The sequence below is a fragment of the Gardnerella sp. KA00718 genome, from assembly GCF_049244285.1.
GTDB classification, from domain to species: Bacteria; Actinomycetota; Actinomycetes; order Actinomycetales; family Bifidobacteriaceae; genus Bifidobacterium; species Bifidobacterium vaginale.
The window spans coordinates 1,209,678-1,231,349 of sequence record NZ_CP058370.1; the positions used below are offsets into that span (position 1 = coordinate 1,209,678).

General features: G+C 39.8%; 15 protein-coding genes and 1 other RNA gene. 4 read left to right on the top strand and 12 right to left on the bottom strand.

What is annotated here, in order from left to right; genetic code table 11:
- Positions 1-83 precede the first annotated feature (83 nt).
- From HXT55_RS04890 to HXT55_RS04900, 3 genes are all read right to left on the bottom strand, one after another.
- Complete coding sequence (locus HXT55_RS04890; RefSeq protein WP_174142765.1) at positions 84-2,444, bottom strand: DNA gyrase subunit B; 2,361 nt, start codon at positions 2,442-2,444, stop codon at positions 84-86.
- Positions 2,445-2,552: 108 nt separating this feature from the next.
- Positions 2,553-3,857, bottom strand: coding sequence for an RNA polymerase sigma factor (locus HXT55_RS04895; protein ID WP_004112553.1), 1,305 nt, complete (start codon positions 3,855-3,857; stop codon positions 2,553-2,555).
- A 130-nt stretch (positions 3,858-3,987) separates the two neighbouring features.
- Positions 3,988-4,938 (bottom strand): hypothetical protein, encoded by a 951-nt coding sequence (locus tag HXT55_RS04900; RefSeq protein ID WP_004112552.1) that lies wholly within the window; start codon positions 4,936-4,938, stop codon positions 3,988-3,990.
- A gap of 178 nt (positions 4,939-5,116) precedes the next feature.
- On the opposite strand from HXT55_RS04900, the gene HXT55_RS04905 reads away from it, so the two are divergent.
- Entirely contained in the window at positions 5,117-6,199 is a 1,083-nt protein-coding gene (locus HXT55_RS04905) for a polyprenyl synthetase family protein (protein WP_048730343.1), read from the top strand.
- Between the two features lie 90 nt (positions 6,200-6,289).
- On the top strand, positions 6,290-8,611 hold the full coding sequence (locus HXT55_RS04910; protein ID WP_421792599.1) for a protein kinase domain-containing protein: 2,322 nt from the start codon (positions 6,290-6,292) through the stop codon (positions 8,609-8,611).
- Between the two features lie 133 nt (positions 8,612-8,744).
- Here the strand turns inward: HXT55_RS04910 and HXT55_RS04915 are convergent, their stop codons facing one another.
- Complete coding sequence (locus tag HXT55_RS04915) at positions 8,745-9,434, bottom strand: lysophospholipid acyltransferase family protein (protein ID WP_004115491.1); 690 nt, start codon at positions 9,432-9,434, stop codon at positions 8,745-8,747.
- A gap of 76 nt (positions 9,435-9,510) precedes the next feature.
- On the opposite strand from HXT55_RS04915, the gene HXT55_RS04920 reads away from it, so the two are divergent.
- Positions 9,511-10,053 (top strand): hypothetical protein, encoded by a 543-nt coding sequence (locus tag HXT55_RS04920; protein ID WP_004112548.1) that lies wholly within the window; start codon positions 9,511-9,513, stop codon positions 10,051-10,053.
- A gap of 99 nt (positions 10,054-10,152) precedes the next feature.
- Here HXT55_RS04920 and secA read toward each other — a convergent pair whose 3' ends face one another.
- Entirely contained in the window at positions 10,153-12,924 is a 2,772-nt protein-coding gene (secA, locus tag HXT55_RS04925; protein WP_004115494.1) for a preprotein translocase subunit SecA, read from the bottom strand.
- A gap of 215 nt (positions 12,925-13,139) precedes the next feature.
- Positions 13,140-13,814 carry a ribosome hibernation-promoting factor, HPF/YfiA family gene (gene hpf / locus HXT55_RS04930; RefSeq protein ID WP_004112546.1) on the bottom strand — a complete coding sequence of 225 codons (675 nt, stop codon included), beginning with the start codon at positions 13,812-13,814 and terminating at the stop codon, positions 13,140-13,142.
- 156 nt (positions 13,815-13,970) lie between these two features.
- On the opposite strand from hpf, the gene rnpB reads away from it, so the two are divergent.
- Positions 13,971-14,342: RNase P RNA component class A (gene rnpB / locus HXT55_RS04935), an RNA gene on the top strand.
- Here rnpB and HXT55_RS04940 read toward each other — a convergent pair.
- From HXT55_RS04940 to HXT55_RS04965, 6 genes are all read right to left on the bottom strand, one after another.
- Complete coding sequence (locus tag HXT55_RS04940) at positions 14,341-15,039, bottom strand: HAD family hydrolase (RefSeq protein ID WP_421792601.1); 699 nt, start codon at positions 15,037-15,039, stop codon at positions 14,341-14,343. The genes rnpB and HXT55_RS04940 overlap by 2 nt on opposite strands.
- A gap of 64 nt (positions 15,040-15,103) precedes the next feature.
- Positions 15,104-16,882, bottom strand: a complete 1,779-nt coding sequence (gene recN, locus HXT55_RS04945) for a DNA repair protein RecN (protein ID WP_421792603.1) — start codon at positions 16,880-16,882, stop codon at positions 15,104-15,106.
- Positions 16,883-16,891: 9 nt separating this feature from the next.
- A complete protein-coding gene (locus HXT55_RS04950) occupies positions 16,892-17,920 on the bottom strand; it encodes an NAD kinase (protein ID WP_004115502.1) in 1,029 nt (342 codons plus the stop codon).
- A gap of 108 nt (positions 17,921-18,028) precedes the next feature.
- Positions 18,029-18,808 (bottom strand): TlyA family RNA methyltransferase, encoded by a 780-nt coding sequence (locus tag HXT55_RS04955; RefSeq protein ID WP_004112542.1) that lies wholly within the window; start codon positions 18,806-18,808, stop codon positions 18,029-18,031.
- Positions 18,809-18,846: 38 nt separating this feature from the next.
- Complete coding sequence (locus tag HXT55_RS04960; RefSeq protein ID WP_421792605.1) at positions 18,847-19,944, bottom strand: HAD-IIA family hydrolase; 1,098 nt, start codon at positions 19,942-19,944, stop codon at positions 18,847-18,849.
- A gap of 98 nt (positions 19,945-20,042) precedes the next feature.
- A complete protein-coding gene (locus tag HXT55_RS04965) occupies positions 20,043-21,608 on the bottom strand; it encodes a tetratricopeptide repeat protein (protein ID WP_162861912.1) in 1,566 nt (521 codons plus the stop codon).
- Positions 21,609-21,672 lie beyond the last annotated feature (64 nt).

Consider the following 21,672-nt stretch of genomic DNA (forward strand, 5'->3'; position numbering starts at 1 on the left):
TTACAATTCAAAATTTGTAATACACATTATATAATGCGAAGAAAATTACAAATTAAGTAACTTAACGCACAAGTAAAACAAAATCAGGTATCGATTTTGGAACGATCGAAGTCGTCAGCGTTATCAACAATAAACTGCTTGCGCGGAGGAACATCATCACCCATAAGCAAATCGAATACTTCGCTCGCCTGCTGAGCATCTTCCATACGAATCCTTCTTAGCATTCGCGTTCTAGGGTCCATAGTGGTGTCTGCAAGCTGATCCGCATCCATCTCACCCAATCCCTTGTAGCGCTGAATATCGCTGTTAAAATCAATGCCCTTAGCTTGCAAATCATCAAGTTTTCCAGCCAATTCGTCATCGGAATACGTGTAAATATACTCGCCTTTGTGCTTTCCAGCGAGAGCAATTCTGTGAAGAGGCGGCACAGCAGCATAAACATGCCCGTTCTCAATAAGCGGACGCATATAGCGGTAGAACAGCGTTAGCAACAAAATACGAATATGCGCGCCATCAACATCTGCATCGGTCATCATAACAATCTTGTTATAACGCGCTTGCGAAATATCAAAACTTGCGCCCGACCCTGCTCCAACAACTTGAATAATTGCAGCGCACTCCTTGTTGGATAACATTTGCGCAAGACTTGCTTTTTGAACGTTCAAAATCTTACCGCGTATTGGCAAAAGCGCTTGGAAAGCAGAATTTCGAGCAGCCTTTGCAGTGCCTAGAGCAGAATCACCCTCGACGATGAAAAGTTCTGCAACATCATCGTTTCCAGGCTGGCAATCAGAAAGTTTTGGTGGCATTGAAGCAGACTCAAGTGCATTCTTTCTACGAGTAACTTCCTTAGTTTTACGCGCTTGAATACGCGCATGCATTTCGGAAACAATTTTTTCTAAAACTCTGGCAGACTGTTCTTTGAATCCTCGCTTGGATCCGCTAATCATTTCCCCAAATTGAGCGTCAGTCATTTTTGTAACGATTGGCTTAACTTGAGCAGTTCCAAGAACATCTTTAGTTTGACCTTGGAATTGAGGTTCAGCAATGCGAACTGTTACAACAGCCACCATTCCAGCTAGAATATCGTCTCGCTCAATCTTAGTGTTTGAATCTTTAAGATTTACTTTTAGCTTGCGAGCATTATCTTCAACAGCTTTACGAATTTGCTTAGTCAATCCTTGCAAGAATCCGTCTACGTGCATGCCTCCGCCAGGAGTTTCAACAACGTTTACGAAACTAATAATCGTTGAATCGTAGCCATTTACCCAGCGCATTGCAATGTCAACGCCACATTTACGCGTCACTTGCTGAGCATGTAAATCTCCAGCAGAATCAACAGCTTGTGTCTCCTCTACATACGTATCTTCGCCAGAAATACGCCAAATATCTGAGACTGCTTGACCCTTTGAAAGAAAATCAACGAAATCTCTTACTCCGCCGTTATGCAAAAATTCAACCACTCGAGGATGATGCTTATTTTGCAATTCTCTAGAAGACTCACTATTTGCAACAGATTGCGCAGTGGTTTCTTCTGATTCGCCATCAGATTCAGATTCTTCTGATTCATATTCAGATTGATTTAGCTCATTAGATTCATTATCTACGGTTGCTTGCGATTCATCCTTAAAAGCCAAATCATCTGTTAAATCACTAGTATTAGCATTCGCATCATCACTAGCGCTAACATCAATCTCTTGAATATCGCTAAATTCGCCTTCTGGCACGTGTTCGTCAATAACAGTAATGCGCAAGCCTGGAACCAAAAAACTAGTTTGACGAACTCGATCAATTAACTGTTCATAACTAAAGCGAGCTGTTGAGTTAAAAATCTCAGGATCAGCCCAATAGCGAACTCGAGTACCTGTAGTTTTTGGCGAAACAGTACCAATAATCTCAAGCTCAGTAGGCTTGTTCTTGCGAGTGCGCTTAAACGGAGAAGCTGGAGACGGATGCATTGAATCTGCGTCACTATAAACTCCAGGATGACCCTGATGGAAAGCCATGTGATGCGTTTTACCATCACGATCAACTTCAACATCCAATCGCAAGCTCAACGCATTTACAACAGAAGATCCAACGCCATGCAAGCCACCTGCAGCATTGTACGAAGCATTACCAAACTTAGCTCCAGCGTGAAGCTTAGTTAAAACAACTTCAACACCTGTAAGTTTTGTTTTAGGCTCTACATCTACTGGAATACCACGTCCATTATCTGCAACTTCAATAGAACCATCGTCGTGAAGAGTGACGATAATATGGTCACAAGCCCCAGCTAAAGCCTCATCAACAGCATTATCAATGATTTCCCAAAGGCAATGCATTAAACCTTGACTATCAGTGGTGCCAATATACATGCCTGGGCGCTTTCGTACAGCATCCAAGCCTTCAAGCACAGTCAAACTGTCGGCATCATACTGTTCTCGATCTTTATTAGAGACCACTTCTACCCCTTGTACAACACGAATATTAAGCAACCACTAAGCAATAAGTGTCGCATCCCTGCTAAACAAAGCAACAATACGACACTTTACTTGTTAATTATTCTAAAATCACTGATCTAAGAAGTCACGCAAAGTTTGCGATCTGGAAGGATGACGCAACTTAGACATTGTCTTAGACTCAATCTGACGAATACGCTCACGAGTAACACCATAGACTCGACCAATATCGTCTAAAGTCTTTGGCTGACCATCTTCCAAACCGTAGCGCATTTTAATAACGCCAGCTTCCCTAGGAGACAAAGTTTCAAGAACTTGTCTAAATTGTTCCTGAAGAAGCGAGAATGCTACAGCGTCCGATGGAGCGATTGCATCAGTATCTTCAATCAAATCGCCAAACTCAGAATCACCATCTTCGCCCAAAGGAGTGTGCAAAGAAATTGGCTCACGACCATACTTCTGTACTTCTTGCACCTTTTCAACAGGCATATCAAGCTCGCGCGCAAGCTCATCTGGTGTAGGTTCGCGACCCAAATCTTGAAGCATCTGGCGCTGAACTCTAGAAAGCTTATTAATAACTTCAACCATATGCACTGGAACTCGAATAGTACGAGCCTGATCTGCCATAGCACGAGTAATAGCCTGGCGAATCCACCAAGTAGCATAGGTTGAGAACTTAAAGCCCTTCTTCCAATCGAACTTTTCTACTGCGCGAATTAAACCAAGATTACCTTCCTGAATCAAATCAAGGAAAAGCATGCCTCTACCTGTATAACGCTTTGCAAGAGAAACCACAAGACGCAAGTTTGCTTCGAGAAGATGATCTTTAGCTTTCTTACCGTCTGCTGCAGCCCACTTAAGCTCACGCTTACGCTTAAACTCCATTTGGTCAATTTGCGTATCAAGCAAATGCTGAGCATACAAACCAGCCTCAATACGCTCTGACAAATCAACTTCCTGCTCTGCGTTAAGCAGGCTCACGCGACCAATCTGCTTTAAATAATCCTTAACAGGATCCGCTGTAGCACCAGTGGCGATTACTCGACGCTTAGGATTTCCAGAAGGTGTAAGATTATCGTCGTCATCATCATCTCGAACAATAAAAGCACCTTTTGCTTGTGGAACTTGTGGCGCTTCTTCTTTATTATCGTCAGAATCTTCGGAATCTTCATCATCTGGAATGTCATCCAGATTATTCATATCGTCAACGTCATCTAAATTGTCAACATCGTCTACATCAAGATCATCATGGATTTCATCAAAATCTTCTAAATCCATATGTTCTTCATCTGTATCCATGTCTGCATCAACGTCAACATCTACATCTTGATCATCAACATCTTCTGACATTTTAAATTCCTGATTTTCTTCCTTGCCCATCTTGGAATCGACAATAGATGTATCTTCGCTCGCCAAACTTTTCCTCCTGTAGATTCCCTGCTATGTGCAAAGTAATCCGCCATATTAAGGCATTCATCATACCTTGCTATGCCCTTTAAAGGCATCTCACTATACCACAAAGGCATAGTTATGGCAAGGGCAACTTTTACTTAAGAAGTAAATCATCTTCTAAGGACGATTTTTTCTGCTTCCCTACTTGCGGCGTGGCGAATTTTCTACACCATGCTGGCTCAACATGACTTTTGTATGCATTATCCACAATCATAGCCATAGAACAATCAGGATCAATTTCTAACGCCATTGAAACGTATCTTTCAACATCTCCTAGCTTAAACCACCAGCTTATATAAGACATTAATGCGTAAACTTGTACTTTTAATTTAGGATTATTATCTACAACATAAGTCATAGCTTTTAGCAAGTTAACAACGTCTAGCGCTTTACAAATATCAGGCAACTCATATTCTTCGTTAAATTTTTCTTCTAGAAAATCTCTTAATTCCTTAGATCTTTCTTTTTCTCGTGGAGCTAAAGCTAGCACGAGTAGATCATTTATGTTGTAATACTCGCCTTTACTGTCTAGTAAAGACACAAGCAGAGTATCTCGAACATTAATGTTATTTAGCATTGCAATCGGCAACATTATTAAGTCATAACCCACAATATTGCCGTCTTTTTTAGAAACCATGTTATGCCAGTTTCGTATAGATTGTGTAACAAAAATATCATAACTTGAAAATACAGCTTCCTCTTTTTTAACATTCAAATTTTTGCTCATATAATCTATGCCTATGTATTTTTCAAAAAGATCTGGCGTTAAATCTCTAAGACATTTAATCCAATAATCTTCATAATTATGATGTTTGTTAATATAATCTTTAGGAATATCTAAAACTGTCATACATTCTTTTGGAACATTACTGATATTCACTTTTTCTATACTATTTCCAGCAACACAAGTCATAGCAAAGTACTCTTCAGATATTCCGCAAAACGTACCTGCAGCATATAAATTTGTTAATTCTTTCAAAGTTGAATATTCATGATCATTATCTTCAAAAACTTGCTTGTTTTTCAATTCACTTTTTATTTGCATAATTCCTCCTTATTTTGTTGTGTTTTTATACTGTTTTTAACTTGGTAATAAGAGTTTTGCAGCAGAAACAAATTAGTGCAATAAAAATAACGCAATGTGGTTAAAGGCTATAAAATCCTAGAAAATACTAGAAAAATACTCATTTTGTAATGTCTAAGGCATGTGGATAACTCTTAATATGAGTTTAGATTCGCAAAAGTCATGTATAGAGACGCGTATAAGCGAATTAATTTATGACCAATTTAATTCTTTAGCTTGTAAAAACCTTATTTCTAGTTGTGATAAAACACTTAAAGATGTAGTGAAACAAGCAATTTCTTCTAGTGAAGGCGGCAAAAGACTCAGAGCTTACTTAGCTTTAGAAGCTTTCGATGCAGTACGCTGTAACTGCTCTAAAGACACTGCATATTGCGCAATGCTAGATGTTGCATGTGCTTTAGAAGTCTTTCAAACTGCAGCACTTGTACATGACGATATAATCGACGAATCTGCTTTAAGACGAGGAAGACCAAGCGCATATTGCGCATTGAGCAAAGCATGCAATAGCAAGCATATCGGCATTGGACTTGGATTAATGCTTGGAGATATTTTAGCAACTCAAAGCTTTGACATAACTAGAAAAGCATGTACTAATTTGCGCAATCCTCAAGAAGTTTTAGGCGAGTTTGCAAATATGCAAAGAAATGTTGGTATTGGTCAAGTTTTAGATCTTTCCATAGAAATGATGAGCCTTAAAAATCCAAAGAAACTAGCAGAATCCTCAATAAATGTTTTTCGTTGGAAAACTGCAAGTTACACAACTATAGCTCCACTTGCGCTCGGATTTTTATCTGCTGGACTTAATAAAAATTACGCTATTAAGTTGGCGAATGATATTGGTGAACCATTGGGAATTGCTTTTCAGATTGCAGATGATCTTATTGATATTGTTTCAGATTCTGCTCACACTGGAAAGCCTATTGGAGGCGATATTCGAGAAGGTAAACGCACTGTCCTTTTGGCTGATGCTCTAGATCTTTCTTCAAGCGAAGACCGTCTATTTTTGATAGATGCTTATAATTCTAATAATCGCAATGAAGATGATGTTAATAGGATTATTAACATTTTCAATCAGAGTGGTGCTATAAGTAAGTCTAAAAAGCGCATTCACAATCTTTGGGTTGAATCGCAAGAAAAAATAGATAACAGTACATTATCTGAATTTGGAAAATCCATATTGAACGAGGTTTCTAGCAAATTCATTCCTAGAGAATGGCAGTAAAATCACTGATATACTAAATATTTAGTGGATACTGTATTGCCTGTACACTTTTAGGTAGTTGGTTTAATACGCGTATAAGGGATTTACTACATGAGTGAAGTTCAAGCGCAACCAGGAATGTGTATTGAGAATCGCTATCGCATAATGCGGAAGATAGCAGAAGGCGGCATGGCTACCGTTTATCAAGCGCAAGATGAGCGTCTTAATCGCCCAGTTGCGCTTAAAATCATGCATACTCAACTAGCTCAAGGAGTGCATAGAGAGCAATTTATTGCAAGATTTAGGCGTGAAGCTACATCTGCCGCTGCAATAGCGAATCCTCATATTGTTCAGGTTTACGATACTGGCGAATTTGAAGGGCTTGACTACTTGGTGATGGAATATGTTCATGGAGTAAATCTTAGATACGAAATGAACAAATATGGCACATTTAGCCTAAAAGACACTCTTCGAGTTCTCGCGGAAACTTTAGATGGTCTTGCATCCGCACACCTTGCTGGTGTTGTACACAGGGATATTAAACCAGAAAATATTCTTATTAACGACCGCGGTCACGTGCAAATAACTGATTTTGGTCTTGCTCGCGCTATATCGCAAGCTACACTTTCTTCTACTGGTCTTCTTCTTGGAACCGCCGCATACCTAGCTCCAGAAATGATTGAAAAAAATCTTGCCACTCCTCAAGGAGACTTATACTCTGCTGGAATGATGGCTTGGGAAATGCTTGCTGGACGTGTTCCATTTAGCGCAGATAATCCTGTTACGCTTGTTTTTAAGCACGTTCATGAAGACACTCCATCTATAAAAACAATTTGTAGCGACATCAACTCTTCTATAGCTGATTTTCTTGCCTCTATTACTGCTCGAGAAATGGAAAAAAGACCGAGTGACGCTTCTAAAGCACTTAGTATGCTTAGACAAATTTGCGCTAATATGCCTAAAGAAGATTGGCAATATAAGTTTAATCCAAATTACGATAATGAAGATCAACTTTTAAATACGACTTTAGACGCAATCAAAACTGAAAATAGAATGTCTGATTCAGATAAATTCGATAAAAGAAATTACTCTAACATACCTCTTCCTCCTAATGCGAACGATGCGAATAATGCTGATAAAGTTAGTAAAGAGAATGTAAATCAGAGTAGTTCTAATCCTAACAATATTGGAAATGAGGTATTGTCTAAAACTAAAGACATTGATAAAACAACTGATATTGATAAAACAGCTGATATTGATGCAACTATGACAATAGTTCAAAAAAACAGTAACACTGATTTTAACTATTCCAATAGTCAAAATTCTTCAAACAGTGTGAATCAACTTGAAGATTTTAATGATAGCAATATGCTAACTATTGCTATGCGTGCTCCTCAATTTAATAAGAATGATTTAAGCACTGACGGTAAAAGTCAAAACTCTAATCATAAAAAATTACACAATAAAGTTGTTATTATAGCTGTTAGCAGCGCGGCAGTTGTTGCAGCAGCAATCGCATTTGGTTCTTACTGGTATTATCTAGGACCTGGAAGCTACTGGTCTTTGCCGAAACCAAATACGCAGTCATGCAAAACACAAGAAGCTTGCAAAATCACAAATATTCCATGGTTTGATTACGAGCAAACTCTTAAAATATCCAATATTCCTTATTCTGTTCAAAAAGAATTTAGCGATAATATACCTTCTGGAAACATTATTTCCACTAATCCTGATTTCAGTGGCGGTCATGTATCTAAACACGGAAATAATAAAGTTCATGTTATTGTGTCAAAAGGAATACGACAATCTACAATTCCTGAAGATATTATCGATCCAACATCAACAACTGGTAAGAATCCTATAAAAGCTTTACGCAAAGCTGGTTTTACTTCTATTAATCACAAAGAAAGCAACGACGTTTATTCATTAGATGTTCCTAAAGGCTGTGTTGTAGAAATTTCTCCAACACCAGGAATGCAAATGAATCACAATAAGAACATTACTGTTGTATTATCTAAAGGTCCTATGCCTGTTTCTATGCCAGATGTTGTTAACCGAACAAAAGAAGATGCGGATAAAGCATTTAACGACGCAAAACTTGTTCCAACATACAGTGAAGAGTTCAATGATACCGTTGAAAAAGGCAAAATTATTAGCACATCTGTAGAAAAAGGAGCGCAACTTCATTGGGGAGATAAACTCAATGTCGTTGTTTCTAAAGGTCCAAGAACTGTTACTATGCCAGATGTTCGCAATAAAAATGCTAACGACGCTCGAAAAGCTCTTGAAGCCCTAGGACTAAAAGTAAATGTTTCCGCTCCGCTTGGAGACTTTATGCACACGGTAAGATTCCAGTCTGTAGCTCCTGGTACACAAGTTCGTGTTCTTGATGAAAGAGGAAACCCAACAGTTGTTACATTAACCGTTATTTGATTTATACAAATAACGTAGGTAATGCTACACACACATTGTATAAAATGTTGTATGAAATGTTGTGAGTTATGTTGTAGGTTGTTTGAATCAAAATATTTTTACTCAAATAATCTACAACAAACAATTTACCAGCTTATTTCGCTGATTCTGTCATAATACGCTTTTTAACGGTTTGAGCATATTCGTCAACATATTCTTGACCGCTCATTTTTTGAATTGTCTTGGTTACTCTATCGGTAAGCTCACGAAGAATATCGTGCGTAATATCTTCTGGATTCATTTTTTCAACTTCAATAGGCTCGCCATAAATAGCCTTTGTATAGCCCTTTGCAGGCATAACCTGACCATGCCTTTGTAATTCCCTAGTACCAATAATCGCAACTGGAATAATCGGGCATCCTGTTTCTAAAGCTAAGCGAGCTGCACCAGTATGTCCCTTATATAATCTTCCATCAGGACTTCTAGTTCCTTCAATATGAATTCCAAAAAGCTGTCCATTTTCTAATATCGCACGAGCATGATTCAATGCCCCAAGAGATTTAGAACCTCCAGAACGATCCACTGGGAATACGCCAACGGACGTAAACCACCATTTTTTAAAGCGACCCTTTAATCCTTTGCCTTCGAAATACTCGGCTTTACCCATAAAATGAATCATCCTAGGGCATGTGAGAGGCAAAAGTGCATCGTCAATCACGGCAAGATGATTTGCGGCAATAATAGCCCCACCTTTTTTAGGAATGTTGTTAACGCCTTGAGCAGTAGGATTAATCCGTAAACGCGCAATAAATCCAAACCCCTTTACAAAGAACCAATACAACATTCTAAAAACCCCTTCTAGCAAGAGTTACTAAAAGCGAATCATTACGCAATCAAGCAGACTTGCTACAGTATAATTTATGACTTCTTCTAAGAATACCAACTCCCCTCACCCTGAGGACAAAAACTCAAACAACAATAATGACGATTCTTTTGGCGATAATTCTTTTAATGAGAATTGGTCTGATTTTATTAGAGATCATGCAGAAGATTTTAAAGAAATAGAGAAATCTAAAAGTGCGAAAATCTTTAAAAAACGTATTAGTCAGGCGACAAAACCACTTACTAAAATAGCGTCATACAATAATGCTGGTCCAAGAGATAACGTTAAGACCAGTTGGTTAGATGTTGATGAAACAATGGATTCTTACGGAGACGATTTTGTTCCACCAAACCCACATTTTAAGAATATTTCTATTACCCTCATAGTTTTATGGACTATTCTTATTCTGGGTATTTTGGGCGTAATTCTTAGCGTCTTAGTGCCATATTTCGCAGCATACTCAGGTACTATAAGCGCTTTTCTGTTTCTTGTTGGATCTGCAGGCTTACTTATGAGTAGAAAGAAAAATTATACTTCTAGTGAAGATTACAACGACTACGGAAAAGGCGCACGAGTTTAAGTGCATTTATACAAAAGAATGAGGCTGATGTTAAAGCACCAGCCTCATTTTTTAAAGATTACAACTTAAAATTTAATCTTCGTTTAAACTAAAATTATTTTAATCCTCATTCTGACCATGGCATAACTTGTACTTTCTGCCAGAGCCACATGGGCACTCATCATTCTTGTTCGTTCCTGGGAAGGTACGACCATCAGCCCAAGGAGTCTTCCATTCTTCAACCTTTGGACGCTTACTCAATGGCACTTCACCATCAGCATGGCTCATAGGAGCAGGACCAACGATTCCAGAATGCTCATCTTCTTCTTGTTCTGCTTGCTGAATATCGGCATCAACATAAGAATCATCTTGGTTTTCAGTTTCCGCAACAATCTGCTCGAGATTCATACGGAATAGAAGCTGAATAGACTCTTCCTTAATTGCCTCAATCATTGAGTTATACATCTGGAATCCTTCGCGCTGATATTCAACCAAAGGGTCACGCTGACCCATACCGCGCAAACCAATACCATCCTTCAAATAATCCATCTCATAAAGATGTTCACGCCACTTTCGATCAAGAACAGCAAGAACAACTCTACGCTCAAACTGGCGCAAGTTATCAGAACCCATTCTTTCTTCAAACACAGCGTAAATAGTAGTAACGCCATCTACTATAGTGTCTCGCAAAGCTTCAACAGCTTTTTCTCCCTTAAGAGACTCAATTTGCAGGCGAAGCTGATCCCAATCCAAAATAATTGGCATAACAGCATTAACAGCGTCTTTAAGACCTTCCCAATCCCAGTTCTTTGGCTTATCAGAACCGTTCATAGCTCCGCGAACATAGCTATCGGCAGTATCTTTAATAAACTTCAAGATATCTTCATGAATATCTTCACCTTTAAGAACAATCTGACGTTCTGAATAAATAACAGTACGCTGCTTATTCATAACATCATCGTACTTCAAAACGTTCTTACGCATTTCAAAGTTACGCGCCTCAACAGTCTTTTGAGCCGTGCGCACGCCATTAGAAACATACTTAGATTCGATTGGCTCACCTTCTGGCAAGCCCTTAGCCATAACACGCGCAACAAGCTGAGTGTTGAACAAACGCATTAAGTCATCTTCCAAGCTTAAGTAGAAGCGCGATTCACCAGGATCACCCTGACGGCCAGAACGACCTCTAAGCTGATTATCAATACGACGAGATTCGTGGCGCTCAGTGCCTAAAACATATAAGCCACCAAGCTTCTTAACTTCTTCGTGCTCGTCTTTAACTTGTTCCTTAACTTCTGCCAAAACACCTGGCCAACGCTTCTCGTACTCCTCTGGAGTATCGTCTGGAGAATAGCCTTCTGCTTTAAGCTTTGCATCTGCCAAAAACTCAACGTTTCCGCCAAGCATAATATCTGTACCACGACCTGCCATGTTTGTAGCAACAGTCACAGCACCCTTACGACCTGCAACAGCAACAACAGCTGCTTCCTTAGCGTTTTGCTTAGCATTCAACACTTGATGAGGAATACGAGCAACATCCAAAAGCGAAGAAACGATTTCGGAAGATTCAACCGATGCAGTACCAAGCAAAACAGGCTGACCCTTTGCATGACGCTGAGCTACGTCTCGAACAATCGCAGCAAGCTTTTCCTTCTTAGTGCGGAAAATCAAATCATCCTTATCCATACGAATAACTGGACGGTTAGAAGGAATTGGAAGAACGCCAAGCTTGTATGTTCCCATAAACTCGGCAGCTTCCGTTTCTGCAGTACCAGTCATGCCAGCAAGCTTGTCGTACATGCGGAAGTAATTTTGCAAAGTAATAGTTGCAAAAGTCTGATTTTCTGCTTTTACTTCAACATTCTCTTTAGCTTCAATCGCCTGATGCAAGCCTTCGCTATAACGACGACCTGGAAGAACACGGCCAGTGTGCTCGTCAACAATCAAAACTTCGCCATTAGTAACAACATAATCGCGATCAAGAAGGAACAATTCCTTAGCTTTCAAAGCATTGTTCAAGTAGCCAATCAAAGCAGTGTTGCTTGGCTCGTAAAGATTATCAATACCTAAATAATCTTCAATCTTTGCAATGCCTGGATCCAAAATACCAGCAGTCTTGCGCTTCTCATCAATTTTGTAATCAACATCGCGATCAAGCTTTAGAACAAGCTTTGCAAACTCGCGATACCAACGCGTAACATCACCTTCGGCAGGTCCCGAGATAATAAGTGGCGTACGAGCCTCATCAATAAGAATGGAATCAACCTCATCGACGATTGCATAGTGATGACCACGCTGAACAAGATCGCCCTTTTCCCAAGCCATGTTGTCACGCAAATAGTCGAAACCAAACTCGTTGTTTGTGCCGTAAGTAATATCTGCGTTGTATTGCTTCCTGCGCTCTGGAGGCTGCTGATCTGTAATAATGCATCCAACGCTCATGCCAAGGAACCTGTAAATACGACCCATAAGCTCACTTTGATAGCTAGCAAGATAGTCGTTAACAGTAACAACATGAACGCCCTTACCTTCCAAAGCGTTCAAATAGCTAGGCAGTGTTGCAACAAGTGTTTTACCTTCACCAGTCTTCATTTCTGCAATATTGCCCCAATGCAATGCTGCACCGCCCATGAGCTGAACGTCAAAATGACGCTGACCAAGAGTACGCCTTGAAACCTCTCTTACTGTAGCAAATGCTTCTGGCATTAAATCATCAAGTTTTGCACCATTGTCTAACTTCTGCTTGAATTTTGCCGTTTGCCCTTTAAGCTCTTCATCGGAAAGCGCAGAAATCTCATCTTCTAGCGCATTCACAGCCTTTGCAACATTCTCAAGGCGCTTCAATTGACGGCCTTCACCCATGCGCAAGGCTTTATCGACGATATCTACCACGTTTAGCTCCCTTAGGTCGTGTCTATTATTCGGCTAGCCAATATAGACGTAAACTGTGCCTATATTACGCGACGGCTACGATTTTTGCAGCTAGCGAGTCCAAAACAACGCATAAAATGCCCGCCTAGCTAATTACTAGACGGGCATTAAACTCATATGAGTTATTTTATTTACTTTATTTACCCTTATTCTTCTATTGTTTCTTTACTGTTTTATTACTTCTTTTTAGAAACGTTTTCTGGAGTATCAATTTCAAACACACCATAACTCCATCCATGCCTACGATACACAACCGAAGGTCTCATTGTTTCCTTATTTACGAACAGGAAGAAATCATGACCAATAAGTTCCATTTCATACAACGCTTCGTCAATGCTCATTGGCTCAGCAATATGAAGCTTGCGACGAATCACAATAGGAGTATCTCCAACACTCACCTCTACTGATTCGCCAGGACCCAAGTCGGAAGCAACCGCAGCATCTGCACTATTCGTTCCATCTTCTTGTGCAACTTCTTCAACAGTTGTTTCAACTTCTGGCTCTACAACACCCAAATCAACTGGAACCATCTGCTCATATCCACGACGATGGTCCTTACGACGATCGCGAGTTCTGCGCAAACGAAGCGTCAACTTATCAAGAGCCATATCCAATGCACTGTATTGGTCTGTGCTAGATGCTTCTGCGCGAATAACCGTACTTCCTGCAACTACAGTAATTTCAACTCTCTTTGCAGTATCTGCCTGCCTTGGATTGCCCTCAGTGTTAAGCACAATCTGAATGCGCTGCGCATCTGGAGCAATGGCGGTCACACGATTCATCTTGCTTTCCACAACGTCACGGAATCTTTGCTTAATCTGCGTATGACGTCCGGTGATGACGATTTCCATGCGAACCTCCTTAAGTAATCCGATATAAATCGGTTTGTGTACACGTCAACGGCACCAGCGCCGCTGATACATCCATTATATCCGCTAAAAGCCGCCATTTTCTAGCGAGTCGCAAAATATGCGCAAAATTAAAACGTCTGTTATAATTGGGAAGGTTGAGGTTTCACGATGACCGCGGCTGCAATGTTCATTCGGAGCAGCTGAGGAACTTCCGGGCTCCGTAGAGCACAATGGCGGATAACGTCCGCCCAGGGCAACCTGAGAGATAGCGCAACAGAGAATAGACCGCCTAAACTTTTGTTTAGGTAAGGGTGAAACGGCGGTGTAAGAGACCACCGGGCTTCTGGTAACAGTTAGCCGCATGGCAAGCCTCATTGGGAGCAAGGTCAAGTAGAAGGTGTTTAAGGGCTGCTCGCCTAAGTCTTCGGGTAGACTGCTAGAGTTTGGCGGTAACGTCAAATCGAGATGGATGGTCATCCGTGTGCATTTTGCACGCGACAAAACCCGGGGTATGTGAAACCTCAACTTAATTTTGATTTTCACTTAGTTTTTTGCATAACACTTTTGGAGCGAAATCAAAATCACAAAAAACTGTGAAACAATTATTAAATTCTGGATTTAAATCACTATTATCTAAATCCGCTACACCACAAGTTTTCATTCCAGCCAAACGAGCCGACTTTAAAGCTATAGCTGAATCCTCAAAAACAGTGCAATACTCTGGTTTTACACCTATTCTATTGGACAAATCTAAATAAGTTTGAGGACTATTTTTCCCATCTGATTGTAAATCTTCACCAAAAATCATCAAATCAAAATATTGCCATAATTCTGTTCGCTTTAAAGATGATTCGCATAAAGATTTAGAAAGAGTAGTCATAAGAACTAATTTTGCACCTGTTTTATGCAAATAATCCACGTAAATTTTTGCACCTTTTCTAAGAAGCAGTTGATTAGAATAAGCTTCATTAGCCATATCATTCCATTCCTGCATTAAATCTTCGGGAGAATCCGTAAAACCAAAACGTGCAATAACATAATCAGCCACTTCTCGAGGAGTCATTGTTGCAGTGGAATCAGCAAAATCATCAGGCACTTTAATACCGCGTTTAGCAAAACTCTTTTCGTCTATATCATCCCAAACATGTAAAGAGTCAAGCAAAGTACCATCAAAATCAAAAATTGCTGCACAATTTGAATTATCAACTAACACATTTTCGCTCATATTATTAATCCTGATATTAATCCTGTTTTATAAAAATTACTTTGAATTAGATTCAGATTTTAGATTAAATTTTGCTTGTTTTTAACAATTCTCTAGCATGCTCTAAAGAAGCTTGCGACTGACTTCCAGAAAGCATTCTGGCTATTTCCTGCTCACGCTGTGAATCATCCAACTTAGTAACAGTAGTATCTACGACTAATGAAGAGTTAAAATCATTAGAAAAATCACCAGAAACCGATGAATCACTAAAACTTTTTCTAACCACAAATTGAACATCAGCAAAAGAAGCAACTTGAGCCAAATGCGTTACAACAATCACCTGAGAACTTTTAGCAAGTTGAGCTAAGCGTTTGCCTAATTCCACTGCTGCAACTCCTCCAACTCCCGCATCAACCTCGTCGAAAATAAAAGTCATAGAATGAGAGTCGCTGTTATTGAATTTTGCCGCAACCAACTCCATAGCTAACATAAGTCTACTTAACTCTCCACCTGAAGCACTGCTACCCATTGGCAAATAATCAGACGACGGGAAAGGCTTAAAAAGAAACTCAACGTTGTCTAAACCATGAGAATCTAAGTCAACTACTCCAGTTTCATCTACTTTACGCCTATTAACTTTGATTAAAAGCTGAGCATCTTGCATAGCCAAAGATTCAAGCTCTTTACTAACTTCAAAACTAAACTTTTCTGCTGCACTTTTGCGCAAATCATAAAGTTTATCTGCTAAATTTTTGGCATTAGAATAATACTTATCACAGGCTTTTTTAGCGCGATCAATAGCCTCAGGTGAATCATCTAAATCTTCAAGCTCAAATTGTGCCTTTTTAGCCCACTCTAAAACATCGTCGATCTGTGGACCCCATCTGCGTGTTAAATCGCTTAAATCGTGAATACGATTGTTAATAGCGTCTAAATCTTCCTGACTCTCATCAACATCTAATTGCTGAGCGAGCTGCATAACAATGTCGGAAATTTGGGAAGAAATATTGTCAAGTTGATTTGCAATCGCGCTATAATCTCCATCAACTCGAATTGAGCGAATTGCCTTAGATGCATTGTCAACCAAATGTAATGCGTCAACGGAATCTATTGCGCCGTAGTCAATTTGACTTGCGTCTAACGAAGAAATTGCTTCGCTAATAGCTCCAACGATTTGAGCAGCGTTTTCTATGCGATCTCTTTTAGCTTTAAGCTCTTCATCTTCATTCCGTTTTGGATCGATTTGGCGAATTTTTTCTAGCGATTCTCGCAAATAATCTGCACGCTGCCTAGAAGAAGATTCTTGATTTATAAGCCTGTTATAAGATTCAACAGAATCCTGCCATTCTTTAAATGCCACAGAATATTCTTGTAATTCTTTTGAATCACAAGAAATTGAGTCCAAGAACTCACGCTGTTTTGCACTTGTTGCTATACGCAACTGATCACTTTGCCCATGAATTGTTATTGTTTGCGAACAAATTTTATCCAGCAAAGTCTTAGGAACAGAACAACCAGATACCACCGCCCTAGACCTACCAGATTTTGGAACAGTACGAGATACATAAACATCTATTTTAGAATCATCGCCTTCAGATTCTTCAACATCTATCCCAGATTCTTGCAAAAGATTAGAAACAATTCCTGACTTTGAAACAGAAAAAACGCCTTGCGCCCATGATTCTGACGCAAAAGATGCAATTCTAGAAGAATCAGCTTTTCCTCCAGATATAAGTCTTATAGCGCTTAGAAGCATAGATTTTCCAGCCCCTGTTTCTCCAGTAATAGCAGTCATTCCATATGAGGGAGTAATAACCGCGTGAGAGATTGGTCCTAAATTACGAATTTCTAATTCTTCAAGCAAGGATGCCCCCTACGAGTTTAAGCTATTAGGGTTATGGTAGTTATTTGAGACATTTGGAACATCTGCATAATTCCTATCGGTTTCATTATGCAGATTAGCCTCATATTCCTTAGGTTTGGAAGACTTTTTACGACGATTTTCACGCCAACCAACTACAGGCAAATCAAACTTAGTAACTAATCTTTGCGTAAATGGAACACCAGAAAGACGCGCTAAAAACAGCTCATCTTTGGACTGACGAATTTGAATCCTAGATCCTTGCGGTAAAGCCCTTTGACGCCTACCATCACAACAAATCCAACCACCAGAAGCTGAATCTTCCAAAATATCAATAGTAAAAGTTGAACCTGCTCCGATAATCAATGGTCTAGAAAAAAGCGCGTGTGCAGCCAAAGGAACCAGTTGCAAAGCCTCAACGTTTGGCCACATGATTGGACCTCCTGCCGAAAATGCGTAAGCTGTGGATCCAGTAGGAGTAGAAACAATAACACCATCGCAGCCAAAAGACGACATTTCAACATTATCAACGCGAATCGAAAGCTCCACCATTCTACCGCGATCTGCCCTATCTAAAGTAATATCGTTAAGCGCCCAATCACTTAAAGGATCACTCGCTCCAGGAAGCCAAACGTCTACATGAGCTTCCATTCTATGCTCTAAAAAGTAATCTTTTTGAGCAATTCTTCTAATAGCCTCATCTATTTGGAAGCTTTCAAATTCCGCCAAAAATCCAACATGACCAAGATTTATACCTATGATTGGAACAGGAGTGCAATGCACCAATTCTGCAGCTTGAAGCATTGTTCCATCTCCACCAAGCACAACAACAATCTCTGTGTTTTCATCAATAACATGTGCTGTTTTTTGCGCAAAATCAGATACGGCAGCACTATGAAACACATCTACATGAAAACCAGCACTACTAAGCTGCGTGGTAACTTGATTTACAACGGCACTGTGACTATCAAGACGCGCATGCGTAACTACCAGAGCGCGACGAGCATAAGAAGCATCATCATCTACTAAAAGTTCTGGCATAACACAGCCCCTTTGTGGTTTTGCAAATAACAATAAATATTGTAATTGTTGCACTACATATTGCGCATTGTACTGCTTATGTAAAAAATATTTATCAAATAATTATTTTTAACTATTAAATTGCGCATAAAGAAGATATTCAATATTTCCATGAGTTCCTTCTATAGGAGATTCATGAGTTGAAACAACTTTTAAACCACTATTTTTAGCGCATTCTTTAATATTTTCTAATGCTTTAAGTCTTAGGTCTTTATCTGTTACAATTCCGCCTTTTCCAAGATTTCCTTTACCAACTTCAAATTGTGGCTTTACAAGAAGAACAATATTCGCGTTGTTTTGCGCAATACGCGCGATTACTGGAATAACAAAAGTAAGAGATATAAAAGAAACATCTGAGACTATAAGATTAGGCTTGTAAGGCAGATCTTGCGCGTAAACATTTCTAATATTTACGCCACTCATTTCGATAACGCGCGGATCGCTTGCGATCTTTGGGTGCAATTGACCGTGTCCAACGTCTAAAGCAATAACGCGATTAACGCCATTTTGCAACAAATAATCGCAAAAACCGCCAGTTGAAGCACCAATATCTAGCGCTTTAGTATTTGAATAAACTTTTAATCCTAAATCTTCAAATAAAGAGAACGCACCTTCTAATTTGAGTGCTCCTCTAGAAACATATTTAAGACAAGAATTTTCTTTTTTTGATTCATCAAAACTTATTTCTTGCGCTTTTTCCACTAAAAATGATGATTTATAAACAATTCGATTATCTACTTTTACTAACCCAGACTTAATTAAACGCTGAGCTGTCGTTCTACTTTTCACTAATCCGCGATTTACAAGTTCACAATCTAATCGCTGAACTAAATCATCTCCGTCAGACATTGAAAAATCCTCATACACACATATGCAAACTCATATATTCATAAAGAAAACTCTGGAAGAATGTAGTCTTCAAGCGATTTTCCACTATCCTTTAAACACCAAGCGAGCACACAAGCAGCACGCAAAGCGTTGCAATCATTAGGATTGTTTACTTCAATAAAATTACAAACAATTTGTGCTCTAGAAGTTCCGCATACAAATGTAACGTCGTCAACACGCTTTGGAGACTCATGAGCCTCGTTTAGTCCTCTTAAATCCTTAGAAACAAAGCTTGGTCGCAAGTGTTTTGGAGCCTCAAGCAACATACGCGGATTGGTGACACCAGTAAGCACTAGAAGAGACTCATATCCCCCTCTGGTACCAGCTTCGATGTCTGTATCCAATCGGTCTCCTACGGCTAGCGAGCGCGAAATACTTATTACAGGATTCCCAAACTCATCTTTTTCTGCATATTCTTTAACATCTTCATCATTGTGATTTGCATTTGCAGCAACCAACAATCTCGCTTCGTCATACATTGCGCACTCGGGTTTTCCAGCAGAAGCAATAGGCTCAACTCCAGTTGCATTTACTACAGCTTGAATCATAGAACCGCATCCAGGAGCTATACCAAATTCACGTGGAATTGTTAAATCGCGATTAGTAACAAAATACTTAGCTCCATGCTCTACTGCGAAAGCGACTTGTGCCATTTCTTGCCAAGTCATTTGCGGATACCAGCCTTGGATAACAGCTTTTGGATTGTCTTTACAAGACTTTACTGGATTAAGACCAGCACTACGAACCTCTTGTATGAGATGATCGGCTCCAAGCACTAAAACATTAGAATTTCTCGGAACGTAGCGAGCAACCATTCTTGCTGCAACAACAGAAGAAGTTATAATCTGCCACGGCTCTACTTTTAAGCCGAAACTTTCTAGTTGACTTGCTACAACTTCTTGAAAACGAGAAGAATTATTAGTCGTATATTCAATAAACATGCCATTTTTTTGAGCATTTTCAATTGATTCAGCAGCATATTCAACGGATTTTCCGCCTCTATACACTACGCCGTCTAAGTCAAGCAAAGCTAAGCGAAAATTCTTGCTTAACGCAGATTTACTATTTGAAAAATTCGTTCGTTCATCAAATTGCATAGAATATCCCCGCATGATTTTAAAAATATCAAAGTAGCAAATGCCCGGCTTACTATACTCTCATAATACAGAAGCCGGGCTTAGAAAATATGGTTGTACTATTCCTCTTCAGACTTAACTGCACTCATCTCTATAGTTTCAGTATTGTCTGCGATTTGTGAATCATCGTCTGGATCATCCGAATCTTCGCCCGAATCGTCATCTGAATCATCCGAATCGTCTGAATCATCCGAGTCATCATCTGGAGCAAATTGCGCATCATCTTCACTAATGCCAACTTCGTCCATAATCGCGTCATTAAGATGTTCCAAATCGTAGTCAATCACAACATCTTCTGGATTTTCTTCGTCTTCAATATCTGCGTATTGCTCTTCTAAGCGATCAAGCAAAGAGTCAAGCTCAATAGCCTCATCACTTCGCCCAGCCTCCTCTAGGAAGTACTGTTCCGCTTGAACTGCACGCATTCTATACTCGCCAGGCAAACCCTTAGACCTACCCATTGCGTGAACAAGCTCAATAGCCTTATCTGAATGGTTTGTATCTGCCAAAACACCTGCGTACACAAGGAACATTTCTGCCTTGACTTCGCCAGTAACCCTTCTAGCTTCATCCGACATGCAGATTTCCAAAGCCTTATCAAGGTTGCCCATACCGCGCTCACAATCGGCAATAAATGGAAGATAATCCATGTATCCATTCATTCGCATAGCTGTTCTAAACTCGCGCGCAGCAAGCTTGTAATCACCCTGACGGTATGCAATAAATCCTAATGTTTCGCGCGAAAAATCAATACGCGATGCCTGCTTTGCAGCCCACTTTGCATGTTCCAATGCAAGCTCTGGATCTTCTTCTTGCAAAGCATAAGCTGCGAGAATATGCAAACCAATATTTTCAGAATGTTCCTTAGAAAGACCGCGCAAACGCTCACGAGATTCTTTAGAAAGCATGGAATATTCTAAGCCCTTAGGCATCTTAGGTTCGCCTGGACGCCTATCAGTATAAGGGTTTTGAGATGGGTAAGAAACAGTTCCATCCGAGTTTCTACGAGGACCATTTTCAAAGCGGAAAGACGACTTTGAATCGCGCTTTCTAGAATCATTCTTCTTAAAATCACCCTTGTGGAAGCCACCGCGATTATCTTCAAAGCGGCGATCATTGCGCTCGCCACGATTATCACGATCAAACTTCTTGTACCTTGGATTGCCATTTTCTTCCGACTTGACATCAAAACCACGATTTCTGCGAGTTTCGTGATTATCTTTTCTATCGAATCTGCGATCACTGCGGTTATCACGATCATCACGGTTGAACCTATGATCATTATCACGATGGTTAAACCTACGATCGTTATCCTTCTTAAAACCGCTCTTATTGAATCCACCTTTGTGGAATCCATTGCGTCTTAAACCTTCTGAACTACCAGAATCACGCTCAAAATCGTCACGACGACCGTTCTTATGATCATCATATCTGCGATCATTGTGCTCAAATCTACGTTCGCCATCACGGTGATTAAACTTTCTGCCACCATCTTTGTGGAATCCACCCTTATGGAATCCGCCACGATGCTCGCCGTTTCCACCATTTTTACCGCCATTTTGACGGCTAAAATGGCCACGATTACCAAACGACTTACCACTACGCGATCCGCGTTCTTCGCCCATTATTGGCATACCTTTCAAATTCTAAAAATATAAAATTATACTAAAAATCTAATATTAAAAACAA

What these genes read in the sequence shown, in the direction of transcription:
- HXT55_RS04900 (WP_004112552.1), bottom strand. Translation starts at nt 4,938, where the DNA reads ATGCAAATAAAAAGTGAATTGAAAAACAAGCAAGTTTTTGAAGATAAT.
- HXT55_RS04905 (WP_048730343.1), top strand. Translation starts at nt 5,117, where the DNA reads ATGAGTTTAGATTCGCAAAAGTCATGTATAGAGACGCGTATAAGCGAA.
- HXT55_RS04910 (WP_421792599.1), top strand. Translation starts at nt 6,290, where the DNA reads ATGAGTGAAGTTCAAGCGCAACCAGGAATGTGTATTGAGAATCGCTAT.
- HXT55_RS04915 (WP_004115491.1), bottom strand. Translation starts at nt 9,434, where the DNA reads ATGTTGTATTGGTTCTTTGTAAAGGGGTTTGGATTTATTGCGCGTTTA.
- HXT55_RS04920 (WP_004112548.1), top strand. Translation starts at nt 9,511, where the DNA reads ATGACTTCTTCTAAGAATACCAACTCCCCTCACCCTGAGGACAAAAAC.
- hpf (WP_004112546.1), bottom strand. Translation starts at nt 13,814, where the DNA reads ATGGAAATCGTCATCACCGGACGTCATACGCAGATTAAGCAAAGATTC.
- HXT55_RS04940 (WP_421792601.1), bottom strand. Translation starts at nt 15,039, where the DNA reads ATGAGCGAAAATGTGTTAGTTGATAATTCAAATTGTGCAGCAATTTTT.
- HXT55_RS04950 (WP_004115502.1), bottom strand. Translation starts at nt 17,920, where the DNA reads ATGCCAGAACTTTTAGTAGATGATGATGCTTCTTATGCTCGTCGCGCT.
- HXT55_RS04955 (WP_004112542.1), bottom strand. Translation starts at nt 18,808, where the DNA reads ATGTCTGACGGAGATGATTTAGTTCAGCGATTAGATTGTGAACTTGTA.
- HXT55_RS04960 (WP_421792605.1), bottom strand. Translation starts at nt 19,944, where the DNA reads ATGCAATTTGATGAACGAACGAATTTTTCAAATAGTAAATCTGCGTTA.
- HXT55_RS04965 (WP_162861912.1), bottom strand. Translation starts at nt 21,608, where the DNA reads ATGGGCGAAGAACGCGGATCGCGTAGTGGTAAGTCGTTTGGTAATCGT.